The sequence below is a fragment of the Acinetobacter sp. YH16044 genome (assembly GCF_013417145.1).
Lineage (GTDB): Bacteria > Pseudomonadota > Gammaproteobacteria > Pseudomonadales > Moraxellaceae > Acinetobacter > Acinetobacter amyesii.
Genome location: NZ_VPEK01000024.1, coordinates 25674 through 42771, shown reverse-complemented (window position 1 = coordinate 42771; position 17098 = coordinate 25674). Strand labels below are relative to the sequence as shown.

Here is a 17098-nt window from a genome sequence, read left to right as displayed (position 1 = left end):
GTTGAATTTCTTTGTCAGACATAGTGATCAGCATCTATATTTTATATCCAGTCCATGGTGATAAAAATCATCATAAACCAGACATTTTTATTGGTGAGAATATAGACACTTTAAATGGGTTCTAACATTTCATTTCGTATAACAGCCATTATGTTAAATGGAGGAGATCTGACATAATTCTTGGCTTCAGTTAACTTTCTAAAAATCTTATGACTACACTTAATATCGAAAAGAAAGCAAATCCCCTTTTAAGTGATGAGGCTCAAGAATTGTTGTGTTTTGCAACAATTAGTGAATCTAAATCTTGGAAAGATGTTCTCAATTTGTATTTAGAAATTAAAGCAAAAAATGCTCCTAAGAAAGTGTTAATGCTTTTAGAAGATATAGGACAGTGTGAATATACGTCTATGCATGCTTCGATGGGAGATGGACTTTATTTTGATACATCGGAAATTATTGAAGAGGGTGAAGATGAAGATATAAGCTATGACAACACCCTGCCATTTCAGGTTAAGTATCATATTGATCAATTATTAAGATCTGAAAATAAGGTGAACATTCATGATCTACATGGAAAATTTAATTATAGTGATCAAGACCTATCTGTTTTATTAAAAATTAATGAGCAGCCTGAAAAAATTTTAGATGAAGTTATTCAAATTAAATTAGTTAATTCTGAAAATGATCATGAAAAATTTGCAGCACAGCTCAATGGATATTTTAGTTGTGATCTATCTCCTTTTGAATCTTTCAGTTTAATCCAATATTTGGATAAGAATTTTGATCTAGAATATGTTGGCTTAGGTGCGAGTTTATTATTTTTTATCAAGAAGCCAAGCTTTACCTTAGAGAAACTGGATTCTCTCTTCGAAGAATTAGATAACATTTATTCTTATAATCAAGAAACTAGTAGTAGGTTGAAACGACATTTATCAGATCATAATTATATGATCTTACCGTATGTTGATTCTCTAGATATATTTGATTTAGATGGATAATGAATATTAAGTTCCCCTAAAATTAACATAATACACGCTATACGAATACTAACTTTTATTTCATATAAATCATTATTTTATGCTGATATGAAAAGCCCTATCATCACAGATTGGGCTTTTTTGTTGATTCTTCATCTTCCACGGTTTTTTTAATGAAATCTAATGCTATAGCAACCAAAAATGTACAGATTAAATAAGAATAGATGTCCACGTGGTTATTGATTTGCAGATAGACAAATAAAAGGATTGGGGCGTCATTGATGGTCAAATTCACGTACAATATCAACTAATTTGCAGGTAGATATCCTGCCTTATCAGATGATTCTGTTCTCCCGTTGAATATTGGCATACATATGGCGCAAGCAAAGAAATCTTTTCCGCAGCAAAAGTCGGAATTACATGCACGAAATCTGCACCGTAGTCGTTACGATTTTCCTCAGTTAATCAAGAGCTGTAAGGAACTTGCACCTTTTGTCAGCCCAAATAAATATAACGATTTATCGGTAGATTTTTCTGATCCGCACGCTGTGAAAATGTTGAATAAAGCATTGCTCAAGCATTTTTATGGCATTCAATATTGGGATATTCCTCAAGATTATCTTTGTCCGCCTATTCCGGGGCGAGCGGACTATATCCACTATTTGGCTGACTTGTTGAGTGCTAACAATAAAGGTCTGATTCCAGCTGGAAACACCGTTCAAGTCTTAGATATTGGCGTTGGCGCGAACTGTATTTATCCGATCATTGGTCATCGAAGCTATGGCTGGAAATTTGTCGGCTCAGACATTCATGCTGCATCGGTTAAAAGTGCCCAATTTATTGTGGAGGCAAATCCGAATCTGCGTAAAGGTATTCAGATTCGATTGCAGAAAAAAGCGAGCAATATTTTCAATGGTGTGATCAAACCTTCAGATTGTTTTGATTTGACCATGTGTAATCCGCCATTTCATGCCTCGCAAGATGAAGCCAACGCGACAGCAACGCAAAAATTAAGAAAACTGGGCAAGCCGGTTGATCGTACCAAGGTGGTGTTAAACTTTGGAGGTCAAAAAAACGAACTCTGGTGTGATGGCGGCGAAGAACGATTTGTCTGCCAAATGGTGCAAGAGAGCATTCAGTTTGCAGAGCAATGCCTTTGGTTTAGTACACTAGTTTCCAAGAAAACAACATTGCCAGTGCTTTTAAAGGCCTTAGCGAAGAGCGGCGCAGTGGATGTGAAAACCATTAAAATGACGCAGGGACAAAAAGAAAGCCGTTTTGTCGCTTGGACTTTTTTAGATTCAAAGCAGCAGCAAGCGTGGAAGAATGCACGTTGGACTTCAGCTTAAGTCTGTCTTCTTTGGAAATTTGGGTCATCAGTGCACTATTCCATGAATAGAGGCGAGGCATTGCAAGTATGGCGTCTTGGATCAATCCGGCGAATTTTTGCTAAACAAGACGCATTGTTAATTGTTACAAAAAACAGCATCTAGCGATTTTTGATTATTTCGTGTTCTAAATGCCTTAAATTTTCTGCAAGGGCTTCTTTTATATGTGAAAAATGCGCGGAATTGAACTGCAAATGCGTATGTTTATCATTTAAATTTTATATAAATCATAAACTTACAAAAATTATATTTTGCATTCATTTTGAAACTTGTCCATAATATTTGAAAAGGGTATGGAGTGAAGAAAATGCGTGGCAATCCAGAAGTCGTAGACTACTTAAATATGCTGATCGGTGGCGAACTGGCTGCTCGTGATCAATACTTAATTCATTCCCGTATGTATGAAGATTGGGGCCTGAGCAAAATCTTTGAACGTATCGATCATGAAAGCCAAGAAGAAGGCTCACATGCAGATGCATTGATTCGTCGCGTATTGTTCCTTGAAGGAACGCCGAATATGAATCGTGATGATATTGAAGTCGGTACAGACGTTGTGACCTGTTTAAAAGCGGATTTGGCGCTTGAATATCATGTTCGTGAGAAACTTGCACAAGGTGTAAAATTGTGTGAAGAAAAGGGTGACTATGTGACCCGTGATATGCTGCGTCAGCAAATGTCAGATACTGAAGAAGATCATACTTACTGGCTTGAAAAGCAAATGCGTTTGATCGAACTTATTGGCCTACCAAATTATATTCAGTCTCAAATGTAATTTAAAAAATATCCAAAAAACCCAGCTTCTGCTGGGTTTTTTATTGGGGCATGAAAACTATTGTTGTAGTCTTTTGATATCTGCCAAGACTTGCGCCGCATGTGTCTGTGTAATCACACTGGTGTAGTGATAAACAATAATGCCTTTCGGGTCAATGAGAAAGGTTTCACGTTTGGCAACTTTCAAAATCCCTAAGTTTCGTACAATACCTAACTGAGTAGCCAGCTTGTGCTGTTGGTCGGCAAGAATTGGAAAGGGAAGTCCGAGTGCTTTAGAGAACTTTTGATGTGATGCAACATCATCTAAGCTTGCGCCCAAAACAACCGCATTACTTTTTAAAAATTGTGGATATAGGGTTTTAAATTGATTGGCTTCTTCTGTACAACCGGGTGAGTTGTCTTTGGGATAAAAGTACAGAACGAGCCATTTCCCTTGATATTGCTTCAGTTCGTGCCATTTTCCGTTTTGATCTTGTAATTTAAAGTTGGGTGCGGGTGTGCCTACCCATTGTTTTTGTTTGTTTTGACTGGTGCTGAGTATTGATGTTTCAGCAACTGTGATTTGGGTCGTTGCTATTAAAGCACATGTCATGAAACAGATTTTTAGCAATGAAGAAACTTTCATAGAGCATCAGTTTATATTGTTCTTTATCTGATCTTAGCAAATTTTAAAGCGCTGTAGGCTGGCTGATTTTATATTTATTGAAGTCGATTGCGAATGTCTTTTGGCAAATCGGTTGATGTGCTGAAATGCCACTATCAAACTTGCTTTGAACTTTTATACTATGTGGAATCGTTTAATTTTAGAGTTTGTATTGAATCAACATATTTTACTTATTACTGGCTGGGGCGGCGGTCGTAAATTACTTGCTCCTTTACAGCAGGCATTGATCGCTCAAGGTTATCAGGTCGAATTATGGAATATTTTTGATGCCTTAAATCTAGAAGTGCTCGAACAGAAAGTTGAATTGGCGCAGCAATTTGATGTGATTATTGGCTGGTCTCTTGGTGGTCAATTGGCGACGATTTTGGTAGATGAAATTCAAAAAAAATATCAACAACAGAAAGTGCTGATCACATTAGGTTCAAATCCAAGTTTTGTGGCTGATGAACAGTGGCCTGCTGCGATGGATCAAGTCAGTTTTCAAAGCTTCAAACAATCTTTCGAGCAGGATGCAATTTCGACCCTAAAAAAGTTTGGTTATATGGTTTGTCAGGGCACTGATAGCAGCAAGCAAGATTTCATCACCTTGCAAAGTTTGATTCAAGCGCAAAATTTAGATGTGCTTCGAGCAGGATTGAACTGTTTGGAGAAGCTCAATAATGTCAGTATCTTGAAAAATTACACAGGTCATCAATACCATATTTTTGCTAAGCAAGATTATTTGGTTAGTTACAAAGTTGAGCGATTATTGCGTAATTTAGCTGTAAAGTTTTTGGAGACAGAATTGGTTTCCGGCTCACATGGCTTTCCATTGTTTCAATCTGAAGTCATAAGTTGCAAAATCTGCCAATATTTAAAGAAAATAGAACAAATCTCTGACTAGCTGGGCTTTATGGCAATTTATTTTTCATTGCCGTGGGTTTAACATCTTGCCACATTGATGTTTAAGCCTGATACATGGAGTGAGGGATGGCCAATTTAACCGATCTACAATTTGATCAGCAGCATATTTGGCATCCCTATACATCGATGACTCAGCCCCTTCCAACGTTTAAAGTGAAACGTGCGCAAGGGGTGATGATTGAGCTTGAAGATGGTCGTCAATTGATTGACGGTATGTCTTCATGGTGGTGTGCGATTCATGGTTATAACCATCCCGAGTTAAATCAGGCTGTGACCGATCAACTGCAACAGATGTCACATATCATGTTTGGTGGATTGACGCATGATCCCGCGATTCAATTGGCTAAATTACTGTTAAAAATCACCCCGCCCAGTTTAGATAAAATCTTCTTTGCCGATTCAGGTTCGGTTGCTGTCGAAGTAGCCTTGAAAATGGCAGTGCAGTATTGGGCGTCTTTGCATCAACCGAATAAAACCAATTTTGTCACTCCACGTTCTGGCTATCATGGCGACACTTGGAATGCGATGTCTGTGTGTGATCCCGTGACAGGGATGCATCAAATTTTTGGCCCAAGTTTGCCAAATCGAATTTTTGTTCCTGCGCCGCAAATTGGCTTTGACCAAGCGTGGAATTCAGCGGATATTGCTGAACTAGAAAAGACTCTGATTGAACAGCATGAAAATATTGCGGGATTGATTCTTGAGCCGATTGTACAAGGCGCAGGAGGTATGCGTTTCTATCATCCTGAATATTTGCGTCAAGCTAAATTACTCTGCAAGCAATACAATATCTTGCTGATCTTTGATGAGATTGCGACTGGCTTTGGGCGAACAGGAAAACTCTTTGCTTGGGAATGGGCTGCAGTCGAGCCAGATATTATGTGTATTGGTAAAGGACTGACAGGCGGTTATATGACCTTGTCTGCAACCCTGACTACGCAGAAAGTCGCAAATACGATTAGCCAAGGCGAAGCCGGCGTGTTTATGCATGGCCCAACCTTTATGGCAAATCCTTTGGCTTGCGCTGTGGCTGTAAAAAGTACCGAACTGCTGCTTTCTCAAGATTGGCAAGCCAATATTCGACGTATCGAAACTCAATTGAAGTTTCATTTACTAGCACTTTCATCGCTTGAACATGTCAAAGATGTGCGAATACTTGGTGCTATTGGTGTGGTGGAATTGACCTTCAATGTAGATATGAAAATGCTACAACAGGAGTTTGTCCGTCGTGGCATTTGGATTCGTCCATTCGGTAAGCTAGTTTATGTGATGCCGCCCTATATTATTTCTGAGTATGAATTAAAAATTTTGCTAGAACAAATGGTTGAGGTGGTGAAAAACATGGGGCAGTCGGTATGAATCTGCTTAGCCATTTTTCAGATCAACTTGATCAACTGAAACAGCAAGGCAACTTACGTCAGTTCACTTCTAATCTTCAGCACGATCATTGCATCAGTATTCACAATCACAATATGTTGAATTTAGCGTCAAATGACTATTTAGGTCTGGCTTCAAACCTACATCTACGTGAACAATTTTTTGATGAAACCCCGAACGCACAGCGTTGGATGAGTTCATCCTCTTCGCGTTTATTAACTGGAAACTTTCCTGAATATGAACAACTTGAATCAACATTAAGTGATGCCTTTCATGGCCGATCAGCACTGTTATTTAATAGCGGCTATCACATGAATATCGGGATTTTACCTGCACTGGCAGACAGTAAAACCTTGATATTGGCGGATAAGCTGATTCATGCCAGTATGATTGATGGCATCCGATTATCGAGTGCGAAATATGTACGTTATCGCCATAATGATTTGGCGCATCTTTCTCAGCTTTTATGCAAATATCATGAAGATGAGGCTTTTGAGCGGATCATTGTGGTGACTGAATCGATTTTCAGTATGGATGGTGATGAAACCGATTTGGCTGAACTGGTACGGATCAAAAAACAATTTCCCAAAGTGATGTTGTATGTCGATGAGGCGCATGCAATCGGTGTGCGCGGTGAGCGTGGTTTAGGCTGTGCTGAACAATATCAGACGATTGATGATATTGATCTTTTAGTCGGGACATTTGGTAAAGCACTGGCTTCAATAGGGGGGTATCTCATCTGTCATGCGATTATTCGTGACTATTTGATTAACTCGATGCGACCGTTGATTTTTAGTACTGCACAGCCCCCGATCTGTATGGCGTGGACAGATTTTATTTTCAAGAATGTTTTAAATTTAAAAGCAGAGCGTCACCATTTACAGCAAATCAGTCAAAATTTGCAACAAGCGGTGCAAGACAAAGGTTTTGATTGTCCATCTACATCACATATTGTGCCCGTCATTATTGGCGAGTCGAATAAAACTGTTGCCAAGGCTCAAGCTTTGCAAGCGGCAGGTTTTTATATCATGCCTGTACGTCCGCCCACTGTGCCGCAGCATAGTTCGCGCTTACGCATTTCACTCACTGCTCAGATTACACAAACTGATTTGGATCAGTTGACTCAATTGTTGTGAGTGACTTGTGAATAATTTTGAGATTGATAAATCCCAAGTGGCGTTACGCTTTGCTCAGGCAGGGCACAGCTATGCTGAACATGCCGTAGCACAAAAAGAGATTGCTCAACATTTATTTGAGTTGATGCAGCAGTATTGTCCAAAGTTGCAAAATCATCCTGTGGAAACGCTTTTTGAAATTGGATGTGGCCCGGGGAATTTAAGCCATTTAATGCTGGAAAATATGCAAATCAATCGTATGGTTTTAAATGATCTATATGCAGAAATTCAACAGCATTTTCCGTCAAGTCCACAGATTCAGTACAGACTTGGAGATATCGAACAACTTGAATTTCCACAGCATATCGACTTGATCGCATCGAGTTCGGCTTTGCAATGGGTAGGGAACTTTGCGGGCATTGTCGAAAAAGCCTTTCAAAGTTTAAATCCAGAGGCATATTTTTGTTTTTCGACCTTTGGACAGCAGAATTTACAGGAAATAAAAGCTTTGACTGGGCAGGGTTTGGACTACCTCGATATCGATATGCTTCAAGCTATATTAAGTCAAAATGGTTTTGAAATTCTGCATCTTTCAGAGCAGACAGCGGCATTATATTTTGATCATCCAAAGCAGGTTTTGCAGCATTTAAAAGCGACAGGTGTGACTGCGACAGCCTCACATTTTCGTTGGACGAAACAATCGCTCTTTGATTTTTATTCAGCATATCAACAGTTTTCTTTGCGTGATGAATCTGGGCAGATGCGTTATGCACTGACCTATCATCCGATTTTTTGTATTGCACGGAGAATGCCATGACAGGGCAAGTTTATTTCATTAGTGGGATCGATACAGGCATCGGTAAAACATATACCACGGGCTATTTGGCTAAAATATGGAATGAACAAGGGGCGCGAACGATCACGCAAAAGTTGATCCAAACAGGCAATGTTGATATTTCTGAGGATATAGAACAACATCGTCAAATTATGGGCACGGGGTTGTTGGTCGAAGATGAAACCAAACTCACGATGCCTGAAATATTTAGTTATCCTGCGTCGCCACATCTCGCCACCAAAATCGATGGACGTGACATTGATTTTGCTAAAATTGAATATGCGACAAAACGTTTAACTGAAAAATATGACAACGTTTTAGTCGAAGGTGCGGGTGGTTTGATGGTGCCTTTAACCACAGACCTTTTAACCATCAACTATGTTGTAGAGAAACAATATCCCGTTATTTTGGTGACATCAGGTCGTTTGGGCAGCATTAACCATACGATTTTAAGTTTGGAAGCACTAAAAAGTCGTGGCTTAGTGCTTTATGCACTGGCTTATAATTTAAATGATGAATCGCAAGATGCATTGATTTCTAAAGATACTGCTGAATATTTAAAAGCATATTTAGCGAAACACTTTCCAGAGGCGTTATGGATTGATGTTCCTGTATTGGCATAATGGGCTAACTCTTTATATTGACAATAATTGGGCGTATTTATGACGGATCATGCGTTTATAGAACTTGCGATTCAACTTGCGAAAGAAAATATTGAGCAAGGTGGGCGACCATTTGGTGCTGTGATCGTTAAGCATGGTGCTGTGGTGAGTACAGGGGTGAATCAAATATTAATCTCAGGCGATCCGACATCTCATGCCGAGTTAAATGCATTAAGACAAGCCGCACAAAATTTAAATACGACGTCTTTGAAGGACTGTGTCGTTTATGCGAGCGGACAACCGTGTCCAATGTGTTTGGCAGCTCTGCGAATGGTTGGAGTTGAAAAAATTGTGTATGCCTATTCAAATGCTGATGCAGAAGCCTATGGCTTATCTACAGCAGAGATTGCCGAAAAATTAAGACATGAACCACATGAACAGCAAGGGTTGAGTTTTAGTCAGTTAAAGCCAAACTCTGATCATGAGCTATATGATTTTTGGAAGCAGAAAAATACTTAATAAATACTATGTGTTTATTTCTGAGTCACTAACTGTATAGATTTCTGTGAAGAATTAAAAAAGCCAACTGAGGTGATCAGTTGGCTTTTTTTGTTGGGGAGCAATTATTGATTTGCTGAGACCCCAATTTTTTTGACATTCAAACGTTGTGCTGCGGCCATCACCATTGCGACATCTTTATATTCTGTCATTTTGTCAGGTTGCACTTTGATCGTATCCTGATCTGCTTGTTGTGCAACACCAGCAAAAAGTGTTTCTAAAGCTTGCTTATTGGCAACGGGTTGACCATTCCAAAATAATTTACCTTGTGCATCAATGCGTAAAGTGACCGGCTCAGGCGGCTTTTCATTGGTTGGCGGTGGCGTACCGTTTGGCAAATCAATATTGATCGAATTATTTGGAATTGGAATTGTGATAATAAACATAATGAGCAAAACCAACATCACATCGATCAATGGCGTCATGTTGACGTCCAACATAACATCATCGTCTTTATCGGAACCGACATTCATTCCCATACCTTGTCCCTCATCCGATTATGGTGCGGCAACAGGAGTAGTGACAAAAGCAATTTTGCCAATTCCTGCTGCTTGTGTTGCACTAATGACTTCATCAATCGCTTCATATTTTGTCACCTGATCGCCACGGATATGAACTTCAGGTTGCGGACGCTTTTTAGCTTCCGCTTGTAGTCGACTGATCAGCGTATCTTTATCTGCAATGTATTTTTCATTCCAGAAGATATCGCCATTTTTATTGACAGCAATCTGAATATTGATCGGTTTGGTTTCATAAGGAGTGTTCTTTTCCTCAGGTAACTTCACCGGAACTGTATGGATTGCAACAGGTACTGTAATTAAGAAAATAATGAGCAGTACCAACATAATATCAACCAAAGGTGTTGTATTAATGGCTGAAATTACATCATCTTCGTCACCATCTGAATTGACCATCATTCCCATGGCTGATGCCTCTCTTATTTGGTGTCGTTATTATTGTTTTTGATCTCACCGCTTAAAAGTACGGTGTGTAGATCTGAACCAAAGGTACGAACATTATCTAGAACTGCTTTATTACGACGCGTTAACCAGTTATAGCCAAGAACCGCAGGTACTGCTACAGCCAAACCAATTGCCGTCATAATTAGGGCTTCACCGACTGGGCCTGCAACTTTATCAATAGATGCTTGACCTGAAATACCAATTGCCGTTAAAGCATGGTAAATACCCCAAACTGTACCGAACAAACCCACAAATGGTGCAGTCGAACCGACAGTTGCGAGAAAAGCCAATCCACCACTTAAATGGCTTTGAATTTTATCGATAGCACGCTGGATTGAAATAGTCACCCATGTGTTGAAGTCGATACGTTCCAGCAGATTACCGCCATGTTTTTTGGTTGAATTAATGCCTTTTTCTGCAATAAAGCGGTATGCACTCGATTCGTCTAAGGTTTCTGCTGCGCTATCAATTGAAGCAGCATCCCAAAATTTAGCTTCGGCTTCTTTGCCTTGACGTTTAATTTTAGCTTGTTGAATAAATTTAGTGACCATGATGTACCAAGTTCCAATCGACATCAGGACCAAGATAAAGAGTGTCGATTTAGCAACGATGTCACCTTCACGCCATAGTGCTTCTAAGCCATACGGGTTATAGACTTCTTTGGTTGCTGTAGGCATTGGTGGCGGTGCAGGTGTATTTGTTGTATTCGTAGTTTCTACTTGTGTTGTTGCAGTATTTGCAGATTCTTCAGCAAATGCTGCTTGCAGTGGGAGTAATGTACTTGTTACTAAAACTGTAGCAGATGCAAAAATACGCGCAGATTTCATCATTTTATTCATTTATATTCTCCAAATTTTTGTAGATTCATTAATCAAGTTTAAATTCGTATTCAATATCAAACCAATCTTCAACTGGCTCACCATTTTTGAGTGCAGGCTTAAATGTACATAAGCTGAATGCTTTGCTAGCAGCCTTATCTAGAGATTTAGTACCACTCGATTTTTTGACCTTCACTTGTTTCGCACTGCCGTCAGGCCCAACCAATACAGAGATGCGGACAGTTCCTACTTCTTCTGCCATTGCAGCTTCACGAGGGTAATCTGGTTCTTTACATCCAACGCTTCCCTCAGATGCACCACGTGTTTCCCCAGCTGGTTTTGGAGCAGGGGCAGGAGCGGGTGCTGCCGCAGCGACTGGTGCAGGTGCTGCAACAGGGCTAGGAGATGGAGAGGTTGTAGGCGTAGGTGTTGAAACGGCTTTAACTGTTTGTGTTGGTGCAGCTTTTTCAACAACCTTTTGTTCAGGTTGAGGGTCTGGTGTTTTGAGCACTTCCTTAACGAGTTTTGGTAGTTCAGGTGGTTTTTCAATTGGTTTCGGTTTTTCTGGCTCAGGTTTTTTATCTTGAATAATGATTAATTCAACAGGTTCTTCTACAGTTTTCTCACCTTTTTTGGACAGGCCAGTAATTAATCCGTAGAGTACAATGAGATGCAGAAGAATGACTGCCCCAATTCCGATCAGGCGTTTGCCGGAATTATTTTCTAATTCGGAAAAGCTTTTGCCCATTACTACTCCTGAAATGTGAGACAAACAATCAATAGTGAAATTGGCACTTGAGATATAAGTGTTTTTTGCATTTTTTATGTTTGACTAATTAATTAAATAAATAGTGCCAGTACAATTCCAGTTGGAATCGTACTGGCAAATTTAGCTTTTAGAACTTGTAAGTACCACGGACATAGAATGTACGACCAGTAGGATCGCTATAACGAGGGTCATAACCATATTGGAAGTTATCTAATACGTTCGATGCAGCAGGCTCTTCAGCAAATAGGTTTTTGATACCACCCGTGATTTCTAAGTTTTTGAAACCACTGTATGTTCCTGCAACGTTATACAGTGTGTAATCAGGCACACGGTGTTTATCAAATTTTTCTTCGCCGATTTGGTTTTGGTCATCGTAGCCGCGGAAGAACTGTTGTTCGAAGATGATTTTCCAGTTTTCATAGCTCCAATTTAGGTTCGCTGTGTGCTTCCAACGTAAAACAGCAGGGTCGTCATACACACCTACTAAGCCTTCCCAATCACCGCCTTTTTCTTCTTGGTAGTCATTTTTGATGACATAGGTACCATTAATGCCAAAGCCAAAACGACCTGTCGCGGTTAATGGTGAAAGGTAATCTAAGCTAATGTCGATACCTTGAGTTTTAATACCCCCTGTATTCATTAGAATGGTATTGATGTATTCAATACGACCATCGGCACCACGCACGAATAATGAAGCATATTTCTCAGGATCTTCAAAAATTGAAGTTTCACCCACTTGGCCAACTAATTCTTCAATTTCAATGTTGTAATAATCAACAGCTAAAACTAAGTTTTTAATTGGTTCGTAAACAAAACCTGCGGTAAATGTTTTAGATTCTTCTGGCTGAAGATCTGGGTTACCACCTTGCATACGGTAGAATTGAGTATTACATTCGGTTTGATATTGAGGTGAAGTTGGATTACCACCTGGGCAAAGGACAGGGTCGTTATATTTTGCGCCAGTGTAGGTTTTACTTTGTTGCGCATTAATTTCCCAAAGGCTTGGAGCACGGAAACCAGTACTGTAGGTACTACGGAACATAAGTTGCTTCATTGGTTCCCAACGAATACCGACTTTTGGATTGAACGTATCGCCAAAATCGCTGTAGTCGTCATAACGTGCTGCAAGTTGAGCTTCAATTGTTTTGGTAATTGGAATTTGAAGCTCAGCAAAAGCGGCAGTAATATCTCGGTCACCTTTACTCAGAGGTTTATCAGGGTCAATACCACTACCCGGTACAAGGCGTACTAACTCAGAGTTTACTTTTGCTTCCCAATCTTGAGTTGTAAAACTTCCACCAAATGCAAAACCAACATCACCAGCTGGTAAGGTGTAAATCGGGCGGCTCACGGTAAAGTCAAATGTTGTGGAATCAAGTGTTGCTTCGTTTGTTGTACCACTCACATTTAATGCGTTCCAAACGTTAGCATCTGCAGATGGACCAAATGGGTTGATTGTGCCGTCATTTAATCCTTCTTGTAGTTTGTTACGATTTAAGTATCCACTTACAAAGCTATCTGATGCTTCGCCTTTTGCGTAAGTTACGCCACCGTTGATATCCCAACCGTATGCTTCACCTTCAAGTCCGGCAAAAATACGATGTGATTCATTGATAGATTGTGAAACACGGTTGCCCGCTTGAGAGCGTAAGTAAAGTTGTAATGGATCACCACTTAGACCATCTACACCAGGGGTAATACCCTCGCCTGGATAATATTGACTGCTTTTAGGAATCGTGACAGAGCGGCTGTAGACGTCTGGAGCAATAGAAGTCGTCACTTTGCTTTTTGCATAGACATATTCACCAATAGCGTTGAAGTTATCGCTAAGTTTGATGGTTGCACGACCAATTGCAGACAAGTCCTCAGTTTCTGGCTGAATACCAATTAATGCTTGGGTGTTGAGGAAACATAGTCCGCCATCTTCAACTACATTGACTAAGTTATTACAGTTTGCAGCTCCACCGTATGGGTTTGCGAGAACACCTTCAGGATTGCCTTCATCATCTAAAGGCCCGCCGTTTGGATCAAGAAAGTTAGCAGGGAAGCCATTTGCTGAACCAGCATCGATACCTAACTCAGGTAGAAGGCCACCACGACGGCTGACTTTACGGTCTTTTGCCATAATTTCTTTGGCTTTACGGTAGTCAATTGCGCCATAAACGTTAAAACCTTGTTCATCTAAGTCGCCATAGCCACCAAAAATCGAAACATCGTATTCTTCGCCGCCTTTATCTTCTGGTTTGAGTAAACCACCGCTAATACCTAAGCCTGTGTATTGTTTTTTGGTAATAAAGTTAATTACACCTGCAATTGCATCTGCACCATAAGTTGCAGAGGCACCATCACGTAAAACCTCAATACGTTCAACCATTGCAAGCGGAATAGTATTTAAGTTGGTCTCAGATGTACTAAATGGGCTATAAGCCAAACGACGTCCATTAAGTAGGACAAGGGTTTTATCTGATCCTAGGCCACGTAAGTTCGCTGTTGAGCCTGACGTATTACTTGCACCAACGTTTTGCGCTGTACTGTAGCCCGCTTGGTTCGCACTAATTTTTATTAAGGCTTCTTCAGTCGTTGTAACCCCTTGTTTAGTTAATTCTTCAACTTTAATCACCGTAATAGGTGAAGAACTTTGAGCAGAAACCCCTTTAATGGATGAACCAGTCACAGTTACTTTGGCTACTTTTGTTGGCTTAACTGTTTCTTCTTCATTTGTTTCTGCTGCATGCGCTAAAGATAAACACAGCATACTTAAACTAAGAGTACTTAATTTAAGTATTGTTTTGCTAAATGGTGTGCCCCCCACAGATTTAGCATTTTTTTTCTCTTTCATAGTAAAAGTATTCCTTTTTGTTGTAGTTAGCGATATTGCTTGATTCTTTTTAAGCAATTCAAGTGCCATATTTATATTTAAATTATATTTTCAAATATAAAATACTGATAAATATCTACATTATTGATTTTAAATTGGAGAAATTTAAGATGAACGGTAAGTATATTTTTTAAAATTATCCTTTTGATTGGGGTTTATTGGGAATTTAACATTTGATCAAAAAAAAAATTTAAAAACATGATTAGGTGCAAATTAAACCATAAAAAGTGTGATTTAATTCATATTTATGTGTTTGATTTATAAGGCTAATAAGATAAATAAATAAAAAATAAAAACCATAAATTCAGTTATTTAGTTGTCTGTTGTCTGTCATTTCATCTGATCGTGATCCATTATGAATCAGGAATGTATTATATTTGTGCAGAATGTGCATGGATGAGTACACATCCGAGAGTTGAATTTTTGATAAAAACGAGCTTTACTCGGAAAGTCGCTATTAGTATAAATTTATCTTAAAAAATGAATTTAAAAGGATATTTAATTCAGATAACTTTCAACCAAGGAGTGGTGGCATGAATTTCGCTTTATATTAATTGCTGTATTAAGTTCTACGTTTAAAACTCAATTTAAACTGGATTGTTTTATTTTAGTGAGGGTGGCTTTATTTAAAGTCTGCTTGCGGCTTTGTATTATTAAAAAATCATCAGAAAGGAAAAGGTTTGGAAACTAGAAAATTTAAAATAGCGCTCCTTGCATTATTAATTTCAACAGGGATGATGGCCGAGGTTCAAGCTTCTGCACAATCGAATAAAGTTTTAAATATTGCATTTGAAGCACCTGATGATGGTTTTGATATGGTCAAAACCTATAATTATTATAGTGGCAATATTGCGGAAGCGATTTTTGAACCCTTATTGAAATATGACTATCTAGCACGTCCTGTTGTTCTTGTTCCAAATACTATTGAAACGATGCCAAAGATTGAACAAGAAGGAAAAGTCTATACCTTCAAAATCAAACGAGGCATCCATTTTTCAGATGATCCAGCCTTTAAGGGAAAAAAACGCGAGCTAGTTGCGCAAGATTACATTTACGCAATTCAGCGAATTTTAGATCCAGCTAACCGTTCTCCGACTTATTCATTTATTGATGGCAAGATCTTAGGGGGGGATGCGGTCGTTGCGGATGCAAAAAAGTCAGGAAAATTTAATTACAATGCAGCAATTGCCGGCCTAAAAGCGATAGATCCTTATACTTTGCAAATTACTTTGACGCGCCCTGACTATAATTTCCAATATATTTTGGCCTATGTTACGTTTGGTGCAATTTCAAAAGAAGTTGTTGAATTTTATGGCAATAAAATTGCACAGCATCCTGTGGGAACAGGACCGTATCAGCTCAGTAAATATGTTCCACGTAGCAAGATAGAATTGGTTGCAAACCCGAATTATCGTGGTTTTGTCTGGAATTTTAAATCGACAGGCACCGCTTGGCACAATCAGTTAGTTAAAGAAATGAACGGGAAGAAAATGCCACAAATCGGCAAGGTTTCCGTCAGTATTATTGAAGAAGAACAGTCTCGGTGGTTAGCATTTAAAACAGGGCAGCTGAATTTTGATAAATTGACCTCAAATGCAGTACCACAAGCCTTAGATTCGCAAAATAAACTAAAGCCGGATATGCAAAAGCTCGGCATTAAGCATTATCCAAATAAAGATGCTGAAATCACCTACAGCATGTTCAATATGCAAGACCCGCTTGTCGGTGGTCAAAGCCTTGAAAAGATCGCTTTACGCCGTGCCATCAGCATGTCATACAATCAAGCTGAAGCGATTAAACAGTTATATCAAGGGCAGGCCGTAAAGGCTGAAATGTTTTTACCAGAAGGCGTGAGCGGCTTTAATCCAAAATATCGCAGCAGTTTGGGATATAACCCATTGCTGGCTAATAAATTACTGGATCGATTTGGGTATAAGAAAGGTGCTGATGGTTATCGAACCTTGCCCGATGGTAAAGCGTTGATCTTAAAAATAAATACTGAAAATAGCTCTAAATCGGTGATTCAATCTGAGTTGTGGAAAAAAAATCTCGATGCCATTGGGATACGGGTACAGTTTAAGGTCAGTAACTTTGCTGACAATTTAAAAGAAGCAATGCAATGTAAATATATGATGTGGTCTGGAGCGTGGATTGCAGATTATCCTGAAGGGGAGAACTTTGCTCAATTACTATATGGGCCAAATTCAGGACAAGGGAATTTAAGTTGTTATCAATCTAAAGCTTATGACGCATTATATAAACAAGCAATTGTGTTGAAACCTAAAGATCGTGAACCTTTTTATGAAAAAATGAACCGTCAAATTGAAGCGGATAACCCTTGGATTATCCATTCTACACGGATTCGTAATTGGTTAATTCACCCTGAAATTCAGGGGTATAAAACACATCCAATGATGAACACCAGTTGGCAATATCTCGATATTCAGCCTAGTAAAAAATAATTGAGTCAGGATTACAATG

The 17098-nt window shown here is 39.2% G+C and carries 16 protein-coding genes; 10 read left to right on the top strand and 6 right to left on the bottom strand.

What is annotated here, in order from left to right; translation table 11 throughout:
* Positions 1–209: 209 nt before the first annotated feature.
* From FTV38_RS12825 to bfr, 3 genes are all read left to right on the top strand, one after another.
* Positions 210–998, top strand: coding sequence for a hypothetical protein (locus tag FTV38_RS12825; protein ID WP_180011991.1), 789 nt, complete (start codon positions 210–212; stop codon positions 996–998).
* A gap of 353 nt (positions 999–1351) precedes the next feature.
* On the top strand, positions 1352–2326 hold the full coding sequence (gene rlmF, locus FTV38_RS12820; protein ID WP_180022679.1) for a 23S rRNA (adenine(1618)-N(6))-methyltransferase RlmF: 975 nt from the start codon (positions 1352–1354) through the stop codon (positions 2324–2326).
* Between the two features lie 346 nt (positions 2327–2672).
* A complete protein-coding gene (bfr, locus tag FTV38_RS12815; RefSeq protein ID WP_067762676.1) occupies positions 2673–3137 on the top strand; it encodes a bacterioferritin in 465 nt (154 codons plus the stop codon).
* 57 nt (positions 3138–3194) lie between these two features.
* Here the strand turns inward: bfr and FTV38_RS12810 are convergent, their stop codons facing one another.
* Entirely contained in the window at positions 3195–3728 is a 534-nt protein-coding gene (locus FTV38_RS12810; protein WP_373887012.1) for a peroxiredoxin, read from the bottom strand.
* A 193-nt stretch (positions 3729–3921) separates the two neighbouring features.
* Here FTV38_RS12810 and FTV38_RS12805 point away from each other — a divergent pair, with 193 nt between their 5' ends.
* The 6 genes from FTV38_RS12805 (at position 3922) to FTV38_RS12780 (ending at position 9151) form a co-directional block, all read left to right on the top strand.
* A complete protein-coding gene (locus FTV38_RS12805; protein WP_180022677.1) occupies positions 3922–4683 on the top strand; it encodes a YqiA/YcfP family alpha/beta fold hydrolase in 762 nt (253 codons plus the stop codon).
* Between the two features lie 86 nt (positions 4684–4769).
* Complete coding sequence (gene bioA / locus FTV38_RS12800; RefSeq protein WP_180022676.1) at positions 4770–6062, top strand: adenosylmethionine--8-amino-7-oxononanoate transaminase; 1293 nt, start codon at positions 4770–4772, stop codon at positions 6060–6062.
* Positions 6059–7216, top strand: coding sequence for an 8-amino-7-oxononanoate synthase (locus FTV38_RS12795; protein ID WP_180022675.1), 1158 nt, complete (start codon positions 6059–6061; stop codon positions 7214–7216). Before bioA ends, FTV38_RS12795 begins: the two co-directional genes overlap by 4 nt.
* A gap of 7 nt (positions 7217–7223) precedes the next feature.
* Positions 7224–8012, top strand: a complete 789-nt coding sequence (gene bioC, locus FTV38_RS12790; protein WP_180022674.1) for a malonyl-ACP O-methyltransferase BioC — start codon at positions 7224–7226, stop codon at positions 8010–8012.
* Positions 8009–8653, top strand: a complete 645-nt coding sequence (bioD, locus tag FTV38_RS12785) for a dethiobiotin synthase (RefSeq protein ID WP_180022673.1) — start codon at positions 8009–8011, stop codon at positions 8651–8653. The genes bioC and bioD overlap by 4 nt, the downstream gene beginning before the upstream one ends.
* Before the next feature lie 39 nt (positions 8654–8692).
* On the top strand, positions 8693–9151 hold the full coding sequence (locus FTV38_RS12780; protein ID WP_180022672.1) for a nucleoside deaminase: 459 nt from the start codon (positions 8693–8695) through the stop codon (positions 9149–9151).
* Between the two features lie 104 nt (positions 9152–9255).
* On the opposite strand, the gene FTV38_RS12775 is transcribed toward FTV38_RS12780, so the two are convergent.
* From FTV38_RS12775 to FTV38_RS12755, 5 genes are all read right to left on the bottom strand, one after another.
* The gene (locus tag FTV38_RS12775) at positions 9256–9669 is read right to left on the bottom strand and encodes a biopolymer transporter ExbD (RefSeq protein WP_078190075.1); all 414 of its coding nucleotides are present in this window, start codon (positions 9667–9669) and stop codon (positions 9256–9258) included.
* Between the two features lie 18 nt (positions 9670–9687).
* Positions 9688–10113: a biopolymer transporter ExbD gene (locus tag FTV38_RS12770; protein ID WP_078190074.1), complete on the bottom strand. Its 426-nt coding sequence runs from the start codon at positions 10111–10113 to the stop codon at positions 9688–9690.
* Between the two features lie 14 nt (positions 10114–10127).
* On the bottom strand, positions 10128–10991 hold the full coding sequence (locus tag FTV38_RS12765) for a MotA/TolQ/ExbB proton channel family protein (protein ID WP_078194237.1): 864 nt from the start codon (positions 10989–10991) through the stop codon (positions 10128–10130).
* A 28-nt stretch (positions 10992–11019) separates the two neighbouring features.
* A complete protein-coding gene (locus FTV38_RS12760; RefSeq protein WP_180022671.1) occupies positions 11020–11718 on the bottom strand; it encodes an energy transducer TonB in 699 nt (232 codons plus the stop codon).
* A 148-nt stretch (positions 11719–11866) separates the two neighbouring features.
* Entirely contained in the window at positions 11867–14578 is a 2712-nt protein-coding gene (locus FTV38_RS12755; RefSeq protein ID WP_180022670.1) for a TonB-dependent receptor, read from the bottom strand.
* A 773-nt stretch (positions 14579–15351) separates the two neighbouring features.
* On the opposite strand from FTV38_RS12755, the gene FTV38_RS12750 reads away from it, so the two are divergent.
* Positions 15352–17079 (top strand): ABC transporter substrate-binding protein, encoded by a 1728-nt coding sequence (locus tag FTV38_RS12750; RefSeq protein ID WP_180022680.1) that lies wholly within the window; start codon positions 15352–15354, stop codon positions 17077–17079.
* The last annotated feature ends 19 nt before the right edge of the window (positions 17080–17098 follow it).